This is a genomic window from Wolbachia endosymbiont of Culex quinquefasciatus Pel (assembly GCF_000073005.1).
Lineage (GTDB): Bacteria > Pseudomonadota > Alphaproteobacteria > Rickettsiales > Anaplasmataceae > Wolbachia.
Window position 1 is genome coordinate 623,765 of the sequence record NC_010981.1, and the last position, 15,878, is coordinate 639,642.

Annotated in this window: 17 protein-coding genes and 1 other RNA gene; 8 read left to right on the top strand and 10 right to left on the bottom strand. The window is 33.8% G+C overall.

Features of this window, described 5'->3' with window-relative positions; translation table 11 throughout:
• Nucleotides 1-65 precede the first annotated feature (65 nt).
• From ftsZ to WP_RS02865, 4 genes are read left to right on the top strand one after another with little or no spacing between them, the layout of a single operon-like run.
• The gene (ftsZ, locus tag WP_RS02850) at nucleotides 66-1,250 is read left to right on the top strand and encodes a cell division protein FtsZ (protein ID WP_012481860.1); all 1,185 of its coding nucleotides are present in this window, start codon (nucleotides 66-68) and stop codon (nucleotides 1,248-1,250) included.
• Nucleotides 1,250-1,648, top strand: a complete 399-nt coding sequence (locus tag WP_RS02855; protein WP_007302007.1) for an EVE domain-containing protein — start codon at nucleotides 1,250-1,252, stop codon at nucleotides 1,646-1,648. Before ftsZ ends, WP_RS02855 begins: the two co-directional genes overlap by 1 nt.
• The gene (gene ybeY, locus WP_RS02860) at nucleotides 1,642-2,100 is read left to right on the top strand and encodes an rRNA maturation RNase YbeY (protein WP_007302008.1); all 459 of its coding nucleotides are present in this window, start codon (nucleotides 1,642-1,644) and stop codon (nucleotides 2,098-2,100) included. Before WP_RS02855 ends, ybeY begins: the two co-directional genes overlap by 7 nt.
• Before the next feature lie 54 nt (nucleotides 2,101-2,154).
• Nucleotides 2,155-2,943, top strand: coding sequence for a succinate dehydrogenase iron-sulfur subunit (locus WP_RS02865; RefSeq protein ID WP_007302009.1), 789 nt, complete (start codon nucleotides 2,155-2,157; stop codon nucleotides 2,941-2,943).
• 3 nt (nucleotides 2,944-2,946) lie between these two features.
• Here the strand turns inward: WP_RS02865 and WP_RS02870 are convergent, their stop codons facing one another.
• The 4 genes from WP_RS02870 to WP_RS02885 are packed head-to-tail and all read right to left on the bottom strand — an operon-like array spanning nucleotide 2,947 to nucleotide 6,379.
• The gene (locus WP_RS02870) at nucleotides 2,947-4,083 is read right to left on the bottom strand and encodes a hypothetical protein (protein WP_007302010.1); all 1,137 of its coding nucleotides are present in this window, start codon (nucleotides 4,081-4,083) and stop codon (nucleotides 2,947-2,949) included.
• A gap of 35 nt (nucleotides 4,084-4,118) precedes the next feature.
• Nucleotides 4,119-4,910, bottom strand: coding sequence for a GNAT family N-acetyltransferase (locus WP_RS02875; protein WP_007302011.1), 792 nt, complete (start codon nucleotides 4,908-4,910; stop codon nucleotides 4,119-4,121).
• Entirely contained in the window at nucleotides 4,900-5,382 is a 483-nt protein-coding gene (locus WP_RS02880; RefSeq protein WP_012481861.1) for a phosphatidylglycerophosphatase A family protein, read from the bottom strand. The genes WP_RS02875 and WP_RS02880 overlap by 11 nt, the downstream gene beginning before the upstream one ends.
• A gap of 19 nt (nucleotides 5,383-5,401) precedes the next feature.
• Complete coding sequence (locus WP_RS02885; RefSeq protein ID WP_007302013.1) at nucleotides 5,402-6,379, bottom strand: NAD(P)H-dependent glycerol-3-phosphate dehydrogenase; 978 nt, start codon at nucleotides 6,377-6,379, stop codon at nucleotides 5,402-5,404.
• Between the two features lie 323 nt (nucleotides 6,380-6,702).
• Between WP_RS02885 and WP_RS02890 the strand changes: the two genes are divergently transcribed.
• Nucleotides 6,703-7,473 carry a response regulator transcription factor gene (locus WP_RS02890; protein ID WP_007302014.1) on the top strand — a complete coding sequence of 257 codons (771 nt, stop codon included), beginning with the start codon at nucleotides 6,703-6,705 and terminating at the stop codon, nucleotides 7,471-7,473.
• 355 nt (nucleotides 7,474-7,828) lie between these two features.
• Here WP_RS02890 and rnpB read toward each other — a convergent pair.
• The 4 genes from rnpB to WP_RS02910 all read right to left on the bottom strand — a co-directional run bounded on the left by rnpB (nucleotide 7,829) and on the right by WP_RS02910 (nucleotide 11,517).
• Nucleotides 7,829-8,177, bottom strand: an RNA gene (rnpB, locus tag WP_RS06945) — RNase P RNA component class A.
• A 157-nt stretch (nucleotides 8,178-8,334) separates the two neighbouring features.
• Nucleotides 8,335-9,903 (bottom strand): hypothetical protein, encoded by a 1,569-nt coding sequence (locus WP_RS02895; protein WP_231834425.1) that lies wholly within the window; start codon nucleotides 9,901-9,903, stop codon nucleotides 8,335-8,337.
• A 232-nt stretch (nucleotides 9,904-10,135) separates the two neighbouring features.
• A protein-coding gene (locus WP_RS07135) for an IS630-like element ISWpi11 family transposase (RefSeq protein ID WP_076611713.1) occupies nucleotides 10,136-10,995 on the bottom strand; the annotation gives its coding sequence in 2 pieces (ribosomal slippage) (nucleotides 10,136-10,671 and nucleotides 10,671-10,995; 861 coding nt in all).
• A 24-nt stretch (nucleotides 10,996-11,019) separates the two neighbouring features.
• Nucleotides 11,020-11,517 carry a hypothetical protein gene (locus WP_RS02910; protein WP_007302016.1) on the bottom strand — a complete coding sequence of 166 codons (498 nt, stop codon included), beginning with the start codon at nucleotides 11,515-11,517 and terminating at the stop codon, nucleotides 11,020-11,022.
• Between the two features lie 255 nt (nucleotides 11,518-11,772).
• Here WP_RS02910 and nuoE point away from each other — a divergent pair, with 255 nt between their 5' ends.
• From nuoE to WP_RS02925, 3 genes are all read left to right on the top strand, one after another.
• Complete coding sequence (nuoE, locus tag WP_RS02915) at nucleotides 11,773-12,273, top strand: NADH-quinone oxidoreductase subunit NuoE (protein WP_007302017.1); 501 nt, start codon at nucleotides 11,773-11,775, stop codon at nucleotides 12,271-12,273.
• Complete coding sequence (gene tgt, locus WP_RS02920) at nucleotides 12,274-13,485, top strand: tRNA guanosine(34) transglycosylase Tgt (protein WP_007302018.1); 1,212 nt, start codon at nucleotides 12,274-12,276, stop codon at nucleotides 13,483-13,485. It begins immediately after the preceding gene.
• Nucleotides 13,486-13,588: 103 nt separating this feature from the next.
• Entirely contained in the window at nucleotides 13,589-13,807 is a 219-nt protein-coding gene (locus tag WP_RS02925) for a WD_0736 family protein (RefSeq protein ID WP_007302019.1), read from the top strand.
• A 94-nt stretch (nucleotides 13,808-13,901) separates the two neighbouring features.
• On the opposite strand, the gene WP_RS02930 is transcribed toward WP_RS02925, so the two are convergent.
• Nucleotides 13,902-15,176, bottom strand: coding sequence for a M16 family metallopeptidase (locus WP_RS02930; RefSeq protein ID WP_007302020.1), 1,275 nt, complete (start codon nucleotides 15,174-15,176; stop codon nucleotides 13,902-13,904).
• A 1-nt stretch (nucleotide 15,177) separates the two neighbouring features.
• Entirely contained in the window at nucleotides 15,178-15,786 is a 609-nt protein-coding gene (locus WP_RS02935) for a superoxide dismutase (RefSeq protein WP_007302021.1), read from the bottom strand.
• Nucleotides 15,787-15,878 lie beyond the last annotated feature (92 nt).

Consider the following 15,878-nt stretch of genomic DNA (forward strand, 5'->3'; position numbering starts at 1 on the left):
GCATATTGTTAAAAAAGCAGTAACTTGTTATCAAGTGAATTCACTAATATTTGAGTAAAATTTAAATGTCAATCGACCTTAGTTTACCAGAGCTACCTGTATTACACCCAAGGATTACCGTTGTGGGAGTGGGTGGTGCTGGCGGAAATGCTGTAAACAACATGATCCAATCCAATTTGCAAGGGGTAAATTTTGTCGTAGCAAATACCGATGCTCAAGCGTTAGAGAAGTCATTGTGTGATAAAAAAATTCAACTTGGTATCAACTTAACTAAGGGTCTTGGTGCTGGTGCTTTACCTGATGTTGGTAAAGGTGCAGCAGAAGAATCAATTGATGAGATTATGGAGCATATAAAAGATAGCCATATGCTCTTTATCACAGCAGGTATGGGTGGTGGTACTGGAACAGGTGCTGCACCGGTAATTGCAAAAGCAGCAAGAGAAGCAAGAGCGGTAGTTAAAGATAAAGGAGCAAAAGAAAAAAAGATACTGACTGTTGGAGTTGTAACTAAGCCGTTCGGTTTTGAAGGTGTGCGACGTATGCGCATTGCAGAGCTTGGACTTGAAGAGTTGCAAAAATACGTAGATACACTTATTGTCATTCCCAATCAAAATTTATTTAGAATTGCTAACGAGAAAACTACATTTGCTGACGCATTTCAACTCGCCGATAATGTTCTACATATTGGCATAAGAGGAGTAACTGATTTGATGATCATGCCAGGACTGATTAATCTTGATTTTGCTGATATAGAAACAGTAATGAGTGAGATGGGTAAAGCAATGATTGGTACTGGAGAGGCAGAAGGAGAAGATAGGGCAATTAGTGCTGCAGAGGCTGCGATATCTAATCCATTGCTTGACAATGTATCAATGAAAGGTGCGCAAGGAATATTGATTAATATTACTGGTGGTGGAGATATGACTCTATTTGAAGTTGATTCTGCAGCAAATAGAGTGCGTGAAGAAGTGGATGAAAATGCAAATATAATATTTGGTGCTACTTTTGATCAGGCGATGGAAGGAAGAGTTAGAGTTTCTGTTCTTGCAACTGGCATTGATAGCTGTAACGACAATTCATCTGTTAATCAAAACAAGATCCCAGCAGAGGAAAAAAATTTTAAATGGCCTTATAATCAAATTCCAATATTAGAAACAAAAGAATATGCTTCAACTGAGCAAACAAATGAAAGAGTTAAGTGGGGCAGCAATGTTTATGATATACCAGCTTATTTAAGAAGAAAAAAATAATGCAATTTTGGCTACTAAAGTCAGAACCAAGCGAATACTCCTGGCAAAAAATGGAAAAGGAGCAGGTGACGCAGTGGAATGGTGTATGCAATTATCAAGCTCAAAATTACATGAGAGCTATGAAATTAGGCGATCTTGCATTTTTTTATCATACAGGTAAAGAGAGAGTTATACTTGGAATAGTTGAAGTATTAAAGGAGTATTATCATGTTTATAATTCCAAATTTGGACTAGTGAATGTAAAATTTTTGAAACCTTTAAGTAACCAAGTGACGTTAAACAGTATAAAACAAAACCCACTTTTGAAAAATATGGTTATATTAAAACAATCACGTTTATCAGTTTCTCCAGTTTTAGAGACTGAGTGGAATGAAATAATAAGGATGAGCGAATGTTAGAAGTGAGCATTCTTGATAAGAGGTGGCATAGTATTACGAAGGACCCACAGAGTTTTGTATTAAATATTATTAATGCTTCTCTAAAAGAATTAAAAATAGATCATTATAAACCAAATATATCAATAGCTCTCGCTGATGATAACTTGCTACATCAACTTAATCTTAAGTTTAGAGAAATAGATAAGCCAACTAATGTACTATCATTTCCATGCGAACAGTTATCTAGTGAATGTGATCTAGGAGACATAGCAATTGCAGTAGATACAATAGAAAGAGAGTCTCATGAGTACTGTATATCTATCCTCACTCACACTGCACACATGTTAGTTCATGGATTGCTGCATTTACTTGGCTATGATCATCAAAAAGAAGATGAAGAAATTATAATGAAAAGTTTAGAGAGCAAGATTTTAGCTTTGCTTGAATTTGAAAAGGAAAAGTATGGTAGATAATACCAAAATATGTTATTTACAAAAAAGGGGTTTTAGCTGTAAAAGGTAAGCAATATGGTTCAGTTTTCTTTACCAAAAAATTCTAAAGTTAATAAAAAGGGCAAGATTTATCCTACTCCTACTGGAGCAAAAAATATTAGAAGATTTCAAATTTATCGTTGGTCTGCTGATGATGATAAAAATCCAAGAATAGACACATTTTTTATCGATATGGATAATTGTGGCCCTATGGTACTTGATGTATTAATAAAAATAAAGGATGAAATAGATTCAACCTTAACTTTTAGACGCTCTTGTAGAGAAGGAATATGCGGATCTTGTGCAATGAATATTGATGGTACCAACACTCTTGCATGCACTAAATCTATACATGATATAAAAGGTGAAGTAAAAATATATCCACTACCTCATATGTATATAGTAAAGGATCTAGTTCCAGATCTAAGCCAATTTTATGAGCAATACAAATCGATTAAACCTTGGTTACAAACAGATAAATCTGCCTTACAAAATAAAGAATACTTTCAATCTCCTGAAGATAGAAAAAAATTGGATGGTCTGTCTGATTGTATACTATGTGCTTGCTGTTCGACTGGTTGCCCAAGCTATTGGTGGAATGGTGATAAATTTTTAGGGCCAGCGATATTACTGCAAGCTTATAGATGGATTGCTGACAGTCGTGATAATAAGAAAGAAGAAAGACTTGCTTCTTTAAACGACCCATTTAAGTTGTATCGTTGTCATACAATAATGAATTGTACAAAAACCTGCCCGAAAGGGCTTAACCCAGCAAAAGCGATAGCGAAAGTAAAACAGCTTATGGTAGAGAGAGAAGGAATTTGAGTGTTATTTCTGGCACTCTTCGTAAGAAAATAGTAGACCCTCTGAAGCATAGGGTATTGTTAATACTCTAAACGTTCTTCCATTCATGAAATGTATTGTTTCACCATATGATTCCAGTAATCTTTTGAACAACTCATGTCTTTGATTATTAATAGTTTGAAAATCCTTTTTTCCTAAAAGCTTTTTAGATTCAAATAGGTGAAGCATAATCTCGTGATAAGTTGGATAAGACTCCAAAAATTTTGGATCAAACTGAAAAGTTTTTATAAAAGCATTATTATAAAATTTTAGCTTTTGATTCTTACTATATATCGCTACAGCAATCGATAGCTTCTCAAGCAAACTTTCTTGTGCAGCTAAACAATTGCTTAGCTCAGTATGTAATTTTTTTTCATCACTAATATCTTTTCCATACATTACTATGCTATTAGAATTTTGCACTGGAACTTCAACAAAATTAAAAACCTTAGGTTCGTTCTTGTAAGTTATTACACACTCTCCTGGTTTTACGTTATAGGAGCCACTCGCAACAGTAAATTTTTTAGAGCTGCCTATATATTTATCATAAAATAAGTTATAAAACCTTACTTTTTTATTCTTATTGTGCTTCAGTATTGGAAATGGTAAAGAGTCAAAAATTTTTTTATAGCTCTCCAATTCTCGCATAAGCTTACTATTTTCTAACTCAAGTTCATTAGCTTTTATCTTATAATCGGAGATATTCCTTATCCATAACAACACACCAATCACATTATTAGAATAATCTATTATGCTTTTACCATAACATGTGCAATAAACCTCACTGTCTTTTGACTTTAAATCTAGAGTAAAAGATTTATTTATTTCCTTTGCCTCAGCAAAACTTTTAATTAAGCTTTCTGATTGCTCAAAAAAATTTACAAACTCATTAAATGAATAAAAAACAGTATTAAGCAAAATTAGTAAATTGGGAGAAAATTTTTCTATACGTTTTTTTGCGTCCCAAATATAAAATCCATCATTCACAGTATCTATTAAATTATTTATGATAACATTTTGATGTTGTAAGTCCTTAATTTTATTACTAATTTTTAATTTAGAATATGAGAAAAAGAAGAATACTAGAATTAGTAGTAAAACTATTTCATACAAAAAAAACATAGTATTCTAAAACAAATATAAAAATTTGTAACCTCTCAGCAAAGAGATTGTACTGAAGAGGTATATAAGTGAAGATTGCCCAATACCCTAAAGCCTAATCTCTTATAAAGGTTTACAGAAGGTTTCATGCAATGTGCTACTATGTATTTGCACTCAAATTGCCTAGCTATCTTTATTCTTTCTAGAACCATTTGAGTTCCTATTCCACGACCCCTGTAAATTGGTAAAACTCCATCGCTATAAAAACCAGCTATGCTGTCTTGAATATAAAGACCGCATGTTCCAACAATTTCGTTATTTAGCATTACAAGAAAAAATCTTAACCTTGAGCTCTTATCATCATAATTCGATAATTGGCGAAAAAACGTGCTAACAATACTAATTCTATGATAAAAAATTTTAGAAGTGTGTAAATCTAATTGCTCTAAGAGCTCACTACTATTTACAACATTGAACTTCAAATTTGGAACAGCATCATCAGGCAAAAAATAATCTTTTATATTGAGTAAAACTTTTTTTGGTGCGTTAACGTGTTTTATTTCGCATTTTTCTAAAATACCCCCTATTTTTATACGTGGACTTATTATCCATGTTGCTTCTATATTTCGTGCTTTGAGATAATCTAGAGTTCTGCATATGGAAAGCTCAGTACATTGATCTTCACAAAACACAAAATTAAATAACGATTCTCTGGTACCATTTACTGTAAATATAACATTATCAAATTCGTCATGTATTTCCCACTTGGACAAATTCGTTGCATAAAGTATATAATCCTTTAGGTTCTGAATAATTAAGCTTGAATAACAAATTTTTTTATTCTGCATAAATCAACAATAAACAATAAAAGGCTCCTATAAAAACAAAGGCTAAAATTGCAGCTACAACATCATCTAGCATAATACCTAAAGGACCTTTTGTATTTTTATCAATCAAATTTATAGGCCACACTTTTATTATATCAAAAAACCTAAAGGAGAAAAAGCACACCAACAATACAGAGCTATTCATTTCTTGTTCTAATAATATTGAAACTAGAAGTACTGTCAGCAATTGACCAACTACTTCATCAATTACTACCTCTTTTGGATCATGCGGAGCTTTGTAATGTTGTATATAATTGCCTGTAGACCATAATCCAACTAAGAATAAAAAAAAAATAATTGCTGTACCTAAAATTCTGTCATTGAGTAATATAGGAACAATTGGGTAAGCAGCCAAGCTGCCTATAGTACCTGGCATGTGTTTTACCGTGCCAGATAGCCACCATGTTGATATTAATTTATATAAAAATTTCACAATATACCGAAATATAAAACTAATTTACAAGAACAGAAATAGTATCTTCTATAGAAGTATTTTCATATAGCAATCTATAGATCGCTTCACATATGGGCATTTTTATCTTTAGCTTTTCTGCTAAATCAAATGCAGACTTAGCAGTGTTAAAACCTTCAATTACCGACTTACCTTCTGATAAAATCTGCTGAGCACTAGAACCATTACTATTAGCTACTTTAGATCCAAAAGATAGATTTCTTGAATTTAATGATGTGCATGTCACAACCAAATCGCCTAAGCATGCTGGTCCAAGTAGTGTATTTATATCTACATTGCCGTCACCAACTTTTGCTGAGTATAAAGCCTTAATTTCACTCATACTTTTCGTAATTAATGCTGCATGAGCATTAAACCCAAACCTACCTAGAACAACCCCACATGCTATAGCAAAAACATTCTTTAACGCTGCACAAACCTGTATTCCTATAACATCGCTACTAAGGTACAATTTAATATTTTCTTGCTGTAGCTCTGATACTAATTTTAAACCTAATACTTCATTTTGACATGCAAGAACCATCGAATATGGTAATTTTCTTGCAACTTCTATAGCAAAGCTAGGACCAGAAAAAACAGCAAGAGGATTATTAGGTAAAACTTCATTGACTACTTCACTAGGTAATTTTAATGTAGATTTTTCTATTCCCTTACAAGCCAAAATTATTGCTACATTTTTTTTTAGGTTACAATCATTCAATTGATGACATATCTCCCTTAGAGACTGAGTGGGAACAGCTAGAATTATTACTGAAGCATTCACTGCATCTTCAATAGCTAATTTTACTGATACATTATCAGAAATTGGACAATCAGGTAGCTTGTCACTTTCTCTTTTCTCTTTAATTGATTCAAATATGGCCTTATTGCGAGTCCACAAAATTACATTTTTCTTACCACTTAATGAAATCGCAATTGCTGTACCCCATGCGCCAGCACCTAAAACTGATATTACCACTCAATATTCCCGAAAGTATTACTTATAATTTAAAACTGTAGAATAAGTAAATTAAAAATATAACATAAAAGTATAAAATAGTTTAAATATCTATTAACCTAAGTATTCTTTTAATAAAAATAGCTTCTATTCAATATTTACTAAAAATAGTATTATTATAGTATATCTATTGTATTTTAGATCTATTTGTATAATTTTGGAACGACACATTAACTATTAATTAATAAGTGTAATTTCTATTATTCATTAATAAAAATTTGATTTGTTACTTTCCTTGGTTATATATATTACTAAAATTATAAATTATTTATGGGGTGTAAAATATGCGTATATTATTAATTGAAGATGATCAAGTAAGTGCAAGGACTGTAGTTAATGCCTTAACTTCTGATGGACATTTTTGCGACGTTGTTACTTCTGCACAAGATTATAACAATAATATGGTTTCCTCGGGTGGAGACTGTTACGATCTAGTTATTCTAGATATACACCTGCCTGGTGATATTGATGGATATGATATACTGTTAAGATTAAGAAGTGCAAAAATCAAAGTTCCTGTTTTAATACTTTCGTGTATCTCCGCTGCCAACCATAAAGCTAAAGGACTTGGGTATGGTGCCGACGATTACTTAACCAAGCCATTTCACAAGAGCGAATTATTAGCTCGAATTAAGGCCATAGTCCGACGTACTAAAGGCCATCCCGAATCAGTGATAAAGATTGGTAATATGAATATCAATTTTGATCACAGGATTGTTGAGGTAAAAGGCAAAACAGTTCACCTTACTAACAAAGAGTATTCCATGATAGAATTGCTGGCATTGCGTAAAGGAGCAGTGTTGACAAAAGAAATGTTTTTAAACCATCTTTACAATGGCTTGGACGAACCTTCAGACAACAAAATAGTTGATGTTTTTATGTGTAAATTACGTAAAAAACTTGAAAGTGCAAATGACGGAATAAGCCACATAGAAACCGTTTGGGGTAGAGGATATGTTCTAAAAGAGTATGTTGACGATGAAGAATACTCTAGTGTTAATATAAGCGAAAGCAGTAGTGACTATCAAGCAGAACAAGTCAAGGACAGCGCATGAAATGCTTTATTTACTTGTTGATTGAAGAAGCGAAAAGGTAGATTTAGTAAGATAAAAACTAATCCTAAAAGTGAGGTAACGTGGTCAGTCTTTTAGAACTTTACAAAGATTTGCAACAAAAGATAGAAAAGTTGGAAGCGGAGCTAAAAAGTTATAGGTAAGAAAGTAAGGCTTTAGAGATAGAGAATGACTAGTTAAAGGAAAAGCTCGGTTAAAATTCAAGCTTTGTTAAGTTCAAAAGGAAATAAAATAAAGAGATAAGCCAAGAAGTAAAAGGAATATAGGTGGTCAAATTGAGCGTACAGGGTATGTGAAATGTTTGATACATTTACATAGTATGGCTGACATTCATGCATTGCCTAGGTGAAATATAAGCCGAGTTCTGTTTATGTAGCTATTTATCTGGAGTAAATGTTACCATTTACTTCGTGCGATTTACCCGAGTAGATATGAGAAAAACATAAAATCTACTTCTATTTAATCTTGCTCCTAGTGTTGGTTACTTGACTACCAATGTTGCCATTGTTATGGTGTGCTCTTACCACACCTTTTCACCCTTACCTAATAATATTTAGGCGGTAATTTTCTGTAGCCCTATAACTGGAGTTACCTCCGGCGGGCGTTACCCGTCACTACCTTTTCTTGGAGCTCGGACTTTCCTCTGCTGTGTTTATCACACAACAGCAGCTACTTATTGCACCTAGGAATTATACTTTAACATTAAAATCATAAAAGCAAAAGAAAATTTCCTAACAGTCTACATACTAAAAACATTCAGACAAATAGCTAAAGGTGATATTCCGGTACATCATCGCTATCCCAAGATAAGCTTTTTTCACTTTTAGACTCTAGCTCAGTCAGTCAAGATCCTGGTCCACCGCTTGAAGACGATGAGCTACTTCTTGACCGACTACTACTCTCCACCGATATACTGTTTAGCACTGTTTCAGATTGATCCATAGTTCGCATAGATATATGTCTCATTCTGTTATTAGCGATAAAAATTTCTTCATCGCTATTGCCACTTGAAGATGATCGCCTTCTATCATTGAAATTAGTTAGTTCTAACACAGGGGCAGAATTACGACCCTTAACATATTTGTATGTTATGAATCCTATAATTCCAGCAATACTTATTATCGCTCCAACCAAAGACCCACCTATCATTCCTGCCCTATTAGACTCTATAGCAAGCTGAGCGGGCTGTGGTGAAGGAGTAGTTTGAGGAAGTAAAGTTGTAGTGAACAAAGGAGTTGTTACCTTTGTTCCAGTATTTGATATAGTGGACACTGTTTGTATAGTTGCCTCTGAGTTTGTTGTTGTCACATTAGTTGGCATTGTAGTAATCATAGTCGCTTGTGAGGTCGCAATAGTTTCAGCTACTGTTGTTGGTTCTGATGACGTACTCATCTTAGTTGTTAATTCTGTTAAAGGCTTACTCATCGTAGTACTGCTTGCTGTAAAAGTTGACTCAACAGTCGCTGCTGTAGATTTTACAGTACTTGTCTCAGTTTCCGAAGGCACACTAGTTGACGTTGTAGCAACTGTGGTCGCTTGTGGAGTAGTAGTTGTTTTTGCTACTGTTGTTGGCCCCACTGTTACTGTACTTGTTTGAATTGTTGACTCTGTTGAAGGCCTACTCGTTGTAGAAGTAGGTGCAGTGGTAGTTGATGCTACTGTTGTTGACTCCACTGTTACTGTACTTGCCTGAGTTGTTGACTCTGTTGAAGATTTACTCATTGTGGAAGTTGGTACAATGATAGTTGATGCTTCTGTTGTTAATTTGGTAGTCTTTACAGTGTCGGTTTCTGTTGTGCTAGTAATTGCAGCAGTCGTCGTTTTCTTAGAAGTCACAACCGTCTCTGTAACAGTTATAGGAGCCACAGTACTGCTGGAAATAATACTAGGCATCAATTGGCCGTTAATGATATTAACAAAATCACTGAGAGCTTTGATACTGCTTGTCGGTATTATCGTTGCTTCAGAAGATTTTCCAGAGCTCTCTCTATTAAAAGTTATAATACTCTCTCCACTTACCGCAGTGACGATAAAACCTCCTTGACCATTGTCTTTAACATACAATTGTTCTATAGGATCTTCACATTCACAAACAGTAAAATTTGATTTTGGTCCTCTCTTAGCAAGCCTTGCTAAATGCAATTCTTGCGTATTAGAAGATTGTTTTTTCGCAAGAAAAGCAACTAAATCATCACCTTCAGTTCGTCTTACATACTGTAAAAAGTTTATTTTTCCTGGATTATAGATAGTAGATGGTGCTATATTTAATTGGCCGCTTTTATTACCAAGCAAAAAGTCATTAGCTCCCTTTCTATCTTTCAGATTCTGAACTACTTCAGCCACATCAAATTTAAAAATGTTTGTTCTTACTTCTTGATTTTTAGTAATCTTTCTCATCTGTGCATAAAGCATCGTATTTTCATCTAGTACTAATTGCCCTGGATTGTCAAATTTGAATAATTTTCTTTCTATAATACCTGCTTTTCCAGGTAAAGCTCTGAACTTTCCATCTACTTTTAATTCTAAGTACCAAGAAACTAAAATTTGATCCTTTAAGTTATGAGCAATTACAATGACATTACCATTACCAACTTTTACTGCTTTTGGTTGAAAGTATAGCTCTTTTCATAATAGTCCGAAAAGCTTATAGAAAAGCAGAATCAACAGCATGACGAAAAGATGTGAATAGAGGGATGTTTTTCCTAGCTCTGTTTTTTATAGCAAACCAATGATGCTCAATTTTGTTAAAATCGGGAGAATAAGGCGGTAGATATAAAATTTCTGCACCAACTCCTTTAGCAAGTTCAGTAATCTTATTAGACTTATGAAAAGTAGCATTATCAAGGATAACAGTTTGTCCAGGTTCCAAAATCGGTGTCAGGAACTGCTCAAACCATTTATTAAAGATATCCATATTACAGTGGCCTTCAAATGTTAACGGAACAGCTATTTTTCTGCCGTTTAAGGCTGCAATCATACTGATTCGTTGAATTTTTTTACCAGATTTTAGAGCATAAAAGCGCTGTCCCTTCTGGCAATATCCATAAGGGTAGTCCTCAGTGTTATCAATGCCAGACTCATCTATATATACTAAGTTTTGAGGTTCTTTTGTTGCTATAATTTTCAAAAATTCAGCGCGTTTTTCTTCGTTCCTTTCTTTGTATCCATATGTCTTTTTTTGCGTGTGAGTCCAATTTTTTTAAGAGCTCGATGGATCGTTGTGATACTAACATTGCCCCAAAGCTTAGCCATTTCCGATAGAGTTTTTCCACCATGTTTTTTGGCAAATTCAGTAAATTTATTCCTGTCGGTAATTTTGTGATTATAACCTACATTTCCAAGTTTTTTTGACTGAAAATCTCCTGTTTCTTTTTTTCTTTGCTGCCACTCCCATAATGTAGTTTTTCCAATTTTAAATCTTGCTGCCACTGTTTCTCTCCTTTCCCCTTCTTCTAGTACTTCCATTGCTTTTTTTCTTAAATCATAACTATATGCTGCTGGCATACTTACCTTCACTACTATAAAAACTTATTTTACCTCGTTTGGACTATTATGAAAAGAGCTATAACTATTGTCTTCATTTGCAAGATTATTTATATCAATGTTCTTGTACAATTTTACTTTTCCTACGTATTCAACTAAGGGAACATTAGTTGAATGCTTGATTTCGTAAGTGTTGAATGTTAAGCCTTTGATGCACTTTCTTTCTTTGTTAGTTTCTTCTGTAGGAAAAATAACTCCAACTTTATCTACTTCAGCTGAATTTTCTATTAGTGTGGGAGATAATTGGCCCTTGAATTCATTTGCTACGTTGACACATGTATCACACTCGTATGTTTTCGATTGATATAATGGACTAATAAGTAACTTTACTCTACTGCTTCCATTGCCGTTATCTTGATAGCTGAGTCCATAAGTAACTCCATTTCCTTCAATCAACCCTACGTTTACTGGGTTAAAACCTATCGCTTCTTTAACTTTCAGTGTAGTTGTATTAACTCTAAATAATCTACTTAATATAGACATAATTATATTTAAAATTTTAATAAAACGCTATTATGATTATTTCTATATGTAACGTCAATAAAATTTTAACTAAAATTAAGAAATTAATACCTTTATAATCTGCAAAGCGAAATATGGAAAATGAGTAGCAGTAAAGAATTCACAAATTGAATGCACCCACTCTACAGATATAATATTGTAGAGCTCAAAAAACCAACAATTGCAATTGTTAACTCTTCAAGTATAATTTGTTGAGATTTACACGAACTTTATTAGATGAAAGAGAAAGAAGAGCAGTTTAGTTTTACATCAGACAACCTCAGAAAAGCGAAAAAGTCTATAGAGATGTATCCTAAAGGTAGAGAAGGTAGTGCCGTCATGCCTTTACTATACCTGGTTCAAGAACAATGCGGATGGGTTCCTGAATCTGCCATGCGCTACGTTGCTGACATGCTTCATATTCCACATATTCGCGTGTATGAAGTGGCAAATTTTTATACCATGTATAATTTAAAACCAGTAGGTAAATATCTCATACAAATTTGTAGAACAACTCCTTGCTGGTTGTGCAATAGCGAAGAAGTGTTAAATACCTTTAAAAAGAAACTAGGAATCAATATCGGTGAAACTACTAAAGATAATCTATTTACTTTAAAGGAAGTTGAATGTCTTGGTGCATGCGTTAATGCCCCTGTGGTGCAGATCAATAATGACTTTTATGAAAACCTCACTCCTGAAAAAGTGGAAAATATCATAGCAGAACTTTCAAGTAAATAGATGGAAAAGTTCTCGTTTAGGATAACTAAGCAATCAGGTTCTGCAAGAGTTGGAACGATCAAAACTCCAAATGGAAGTATAGAAACACCAGCATTTATATTTTGTGCAACCAAAGCTGCTATTAAAGCTGCAGATATCGAGAGAATCAGAGAAGCAGGTACTCAGATAATACTTTCCAACACCTATCACCTAATGCTCCAACCGGGAGAGGATACTGTGGCAAAGCTTGGTGGCTTGCACAAGATGATGGGATGGAGTGGGCCAATGCTCACTGATTCTGGTGGATACCAGATATTTAGTTTAGGGCACGGGTCAGTTTCGGAAGAAATAAAGGGAATAAGACAGAAGCAAAAAACTCTGATCAAAATTAACGAGGATGGGGCAATTTTTCGTTCTTACATAAATGGTAAAACTTATTGTCTAACTCCTGAAAAGTCGATACAAATTCAACAAAAATTAGGTGCAGATTTAATCCTAGTTTTAGATGAATGTACTCCATTCCATGTCAGTAAAGAATACACAAGAAAATCAATGCTCATGAGCCATAGATGGGCTGAACGTTCTTTAAATAAGTTTGAAAAAAATAATGATGGCAAACAGGCGCTTTATGGAATTAGTCAAGGCGGAGTGTATCAAGATTTGCGTAGAGAAAGTTGTGATTTTATCAACGATTTGCCATTTTTTGGTCAAGCAATAGGTGGATCACTTGGTCAAAGTAAAGAGCAGATGTATGATGTAGTTTCCTTTACTATGGAACATTTAAAAAAAGATAGGCCTACTCATTTGCTTGGTATTGGTGGAATTGTAGACATTTTTCGTGGAGTAGAGCTTGGAGTTGATACATTTGATTGCGTGCATCCAACTCGCCTCGCAAGACATGGTGGCGCGCTTGTTAAAGTAAAAAACAGAGATTCTATTTCTTCAAAGCGTAAAGAGCATATTAATTTGCGAAATCAACGATTCGAACTAGATGATAACCCAATTGAAAATGACTGTTTGTGCTTTACTTGCAGAAAACATTCAAGAGCCTATATACACCATCTACTGAAAGCTAAAGAGTTGCTGGCTTATACACTCGTTACCATTCACAATGTTTTCTTCATGAATAAGTTGATGGAATCAATAAGACAAGCAATATTGAATGATAGGCTAGATCAGGAAAAAAATAATTGGATTAGTGAAATACCGCTGCATTGTGAACTATATACCTAGTTCATATTTTGTACATGTGCGTTGCATTTTTTAATCTTCTTTAAAAACTTGACAGTACCGTATATATACGGGTATACTAAAAATATAATTTTGTGAGGCATTTATGGTTAAAAATAAAGAAAAACATCAAATAGCGTTTTGCGTTTCAGCCTTTACACTCTTAGCTGGTTTATCATTAATCGCAACTGGAATTGCAGTGGGTACTGTACCTGCTATAGCTTCTTGTTTAGTGATAGGAGGAGTTTTAACTGCCTTGTCTATTGTGCAATCAGTAGAAAGCTATTTATTTTACAAAACAGCGAAAAAGCTTTCAATAAAATAATTAGTGGTATACGCGATGAACCAGAAAGGAAACTTTTTATAGAAAGGATTTTGCAACCATTCATTGAACTTTTTAGTGAGCATAAGCAACATAATTAAAGTACACTAAGCATAGAAACAACTTTATCGTAACTTGGCAGTGACTTAATTTCTCCAATCGCAGCTAAAGTAATTCTCTCATGCTGAGATAGCAATTCTTCTGCTGCTTTTTTTATATCGTAAATAGTAACAGCACTAATTTTTTCTATTAATTCATTTTTACTGATGTATTTATTATAGTTACCGTAGTAGTGTCCTAATGTTTCAGCACGTGAGCTAACACTTTCGCGTGACATTAAAATTTGAGATTTTACTCGTTCTTTTACTCTATTTACTTCTTCTTCCTTTAAATCATCTGTAGACAATTTCTTTAGCTCTGTCGTTATGGATTTTAAAAGCTTATCTAGATTACTACTATCTGTACCAGCAAAAATCGAAAGCATTCCCGTATCAGCATAGCTAGAGTTGAATGAGTAAATGGAGTAAGCAAGACCCTGCTTTTCTCTTACTTCCTGAAACAGGCGTGATGACATGCCACTTCCCAGTATAGAATCAAGGACTTTAAATGTGTGATATTTATTATCATCACGAGAAACACTAGGTAGCCCAATTAACAAGTGCACCTGATCTAATTTACGATGTTCTAAATACTCACCACCGGTATAACTTGCATTCTCGCTTTTTTTTAGCTCTTTTGAATGAATCTTTGAGAGAAAGTCTTTGATTAATTGAACAACCTCCTCATGTTCAACATTTCCTGCAACAGCAAATATAATGTTCTCGCCAAAGTAATGCTCATTTATATAGTTATCTAGATTAGCTCGAGTAAAAGATTTAACAGTATCTTGCGTACCCAAGATTGACCTACCAAATGGTTGATCTTTATAAGCTGCTTCAAAATACTTATCAAAAATGATATCACTTGGTGAATCATTGGTTTGAAAAATCTCTTGTATTACAACACCCTTTTCGCGTTCCAATTCATCCTCTGGAAATGTAGAATTCATTAATATATCTATTAATATATCAATGCCAGTTTTTATATCTTTTTTAAGAACCTTTGCATAATAACTGGTGCTTTCTCTACCGGTGCAGGCATTGAAGGCTCCACCTATATCGTCAAAAGCTTTTGCAATTTCAAAAGCAGTTCTTGTCTTTGTTCCTTTGAAAGCCATGTGCTCTAGGAAATGAGATATTCCATTTTGACTTGCACTTTCAGCTCTACTGCCAACACCAACTCGTATATTTAAAGCTACGGAATCAACTTCATGCACTCGCTCAGTTATTATGCGCAGACCATTATCTAGTTTTGTTACTTGTGGTATATTCATCTTATATATTCTTCTTTAAATTCTCTTCTACAAAATCCCAATTGATCAAATGATCAAGAAAAACTTTTATGTAGTCAATTCTGCGATTTTGGCAATCCAAATAGTATGCATGCTCCCATACATCCATAGTAAGTAGTGGCACCTGGCCATAAATTAGCGGTAGATCCGCATTTGGAGTTTTAGTGATTTTGAGTTTTCCTTTTTCAAGCACTAACCACACCCATCCACTACCAAATTGGCTTACTCCATAATTTGAAAATTCTTCACAAAATTTGTCAAAGCCACCAATATCATCTTGAATTTTTTTTGCTAGAAGACCATCATCTTTAGGTTTACCACCACCATTTTTTTTCATTGAATTCCAATAAAAAGTGTGATTCCAAACTTGTGCTACATTGTTAAAAATAGGAACTGTATTATTATTTCCATGAACTTTCGTTACTAATTCCTCAATTTCCATATGTTGATAATCTGTGTTTTCAACCAGTTCGTTGAGTTTATTTAAATATCCCTTATGGTGCTTATCATAATGAAAATTCAATGTATTTGCAGATATGTAAGGTTCTAAAGCTGCTTTATCATATGGCAACTCAGGTAAAGTAAAACTCATGCTGACCTCTTTATTTTCGATGGTATGTTAATATGTGCTTTTGCGCAACACATAATTTGTAAGATGTTTATTGCAGTTATTCTAAAATGAAC

Bases quoted from the DNA above. Each gene is read 5' to 3' on its own strand.
- ftsZ (WP_012481860.1), top strand. From the start codon at position 66: ATGTCAATCGACCTTAGTTTACCAGAGCTACCTGTATTACACCCAAGG.
- WP_RS02855 (WP_007302007.1), top strand. From the start codon at position 1,250: ATGCAATTTTGGCTACTAAAGTCAGAACCAAGCGAATACTCCTGGCAA.
- ybeY (WP_007302008.1), top strand. From the start codon at position 1,642: ATGTTAGAAGTGAGCATTCTTGATAAGAGGTGGCATAGTATTACGAAG.
- WP_RS02865 (WP_007302009.1), top strand. From the start codon at position 2,155: ATGGTTCAGTTTTCTTTACCAAAAAATTCTAAAGTTAATAAAAAGGGC.
- WP_RS02870 (WP_007302010.1), bottom strand. From the start codon at position 4,083: ATGTTTTTTTTGTATGAAATAGTTTTACTACTAATTCTAGTATTCTTC.
- WP_RS02875 (WP_007302011.1), bottom strand. From the start codon at position 4,910: ATGCAGAATAAAAAAATTTGTTATTCAAGCTTAATTATTCAGAACCTA.
- WP_RS02890 (WP_007302014.1), top strand. From the start codon at position 6,703: ATGCGTATATTATTAATTGAAGATGATCAAGTAAGTGCAAGGACTGTA.
- WP_RS02895 (WP_231834425.1), bottom strand. From the start codon at position 9,903: ATGCTTTATGCACAGATGAGAAAGATTACTAAAAATCAAGAAGTAAGA.
- WP_RS02910 (WP_007302016.1), bottom strand. From the start codon at position 11,517: ATGTCTATATTAAGTAGATTATTTAGAGTTAATACAACTACACTGAAA.
- nuoE (WP_007302017.1), top strand. From the start codon at position 11,773: ATGAAAGAGAAAGAAGAGCAGTTTAGTTTTACATCAGACAACCTCAGA.
- tgt (WP_007302018.1), top strand. From the start codon at position 12,274: ATGGAAAAGTTCTCGTTTAGGATAACTAAGCAATCAGGTTCTGCAAGA.
- WP_RS02925 (WP_007302019.1), top strand. From the start codon at position 13,589: ATGGTTAAAAATAAAGAAAAACATCAAATAGCGTTTTGCGTTTCAGCC.
- WP_RS02930 (WP_007302020.1), bottom strand. From the start codon at position 15,176: ATGAATATACCACAAGTAACAAAACTAGATAATGGTCTGCGCATAATA.
- WP_RS02935 (WP_007302021.1), bottom strand. From the start codon at position 15,786: ATGAGTTTTACTTTACCTGAGTTGCCATATGATAAAGCAGCTTTAGAA.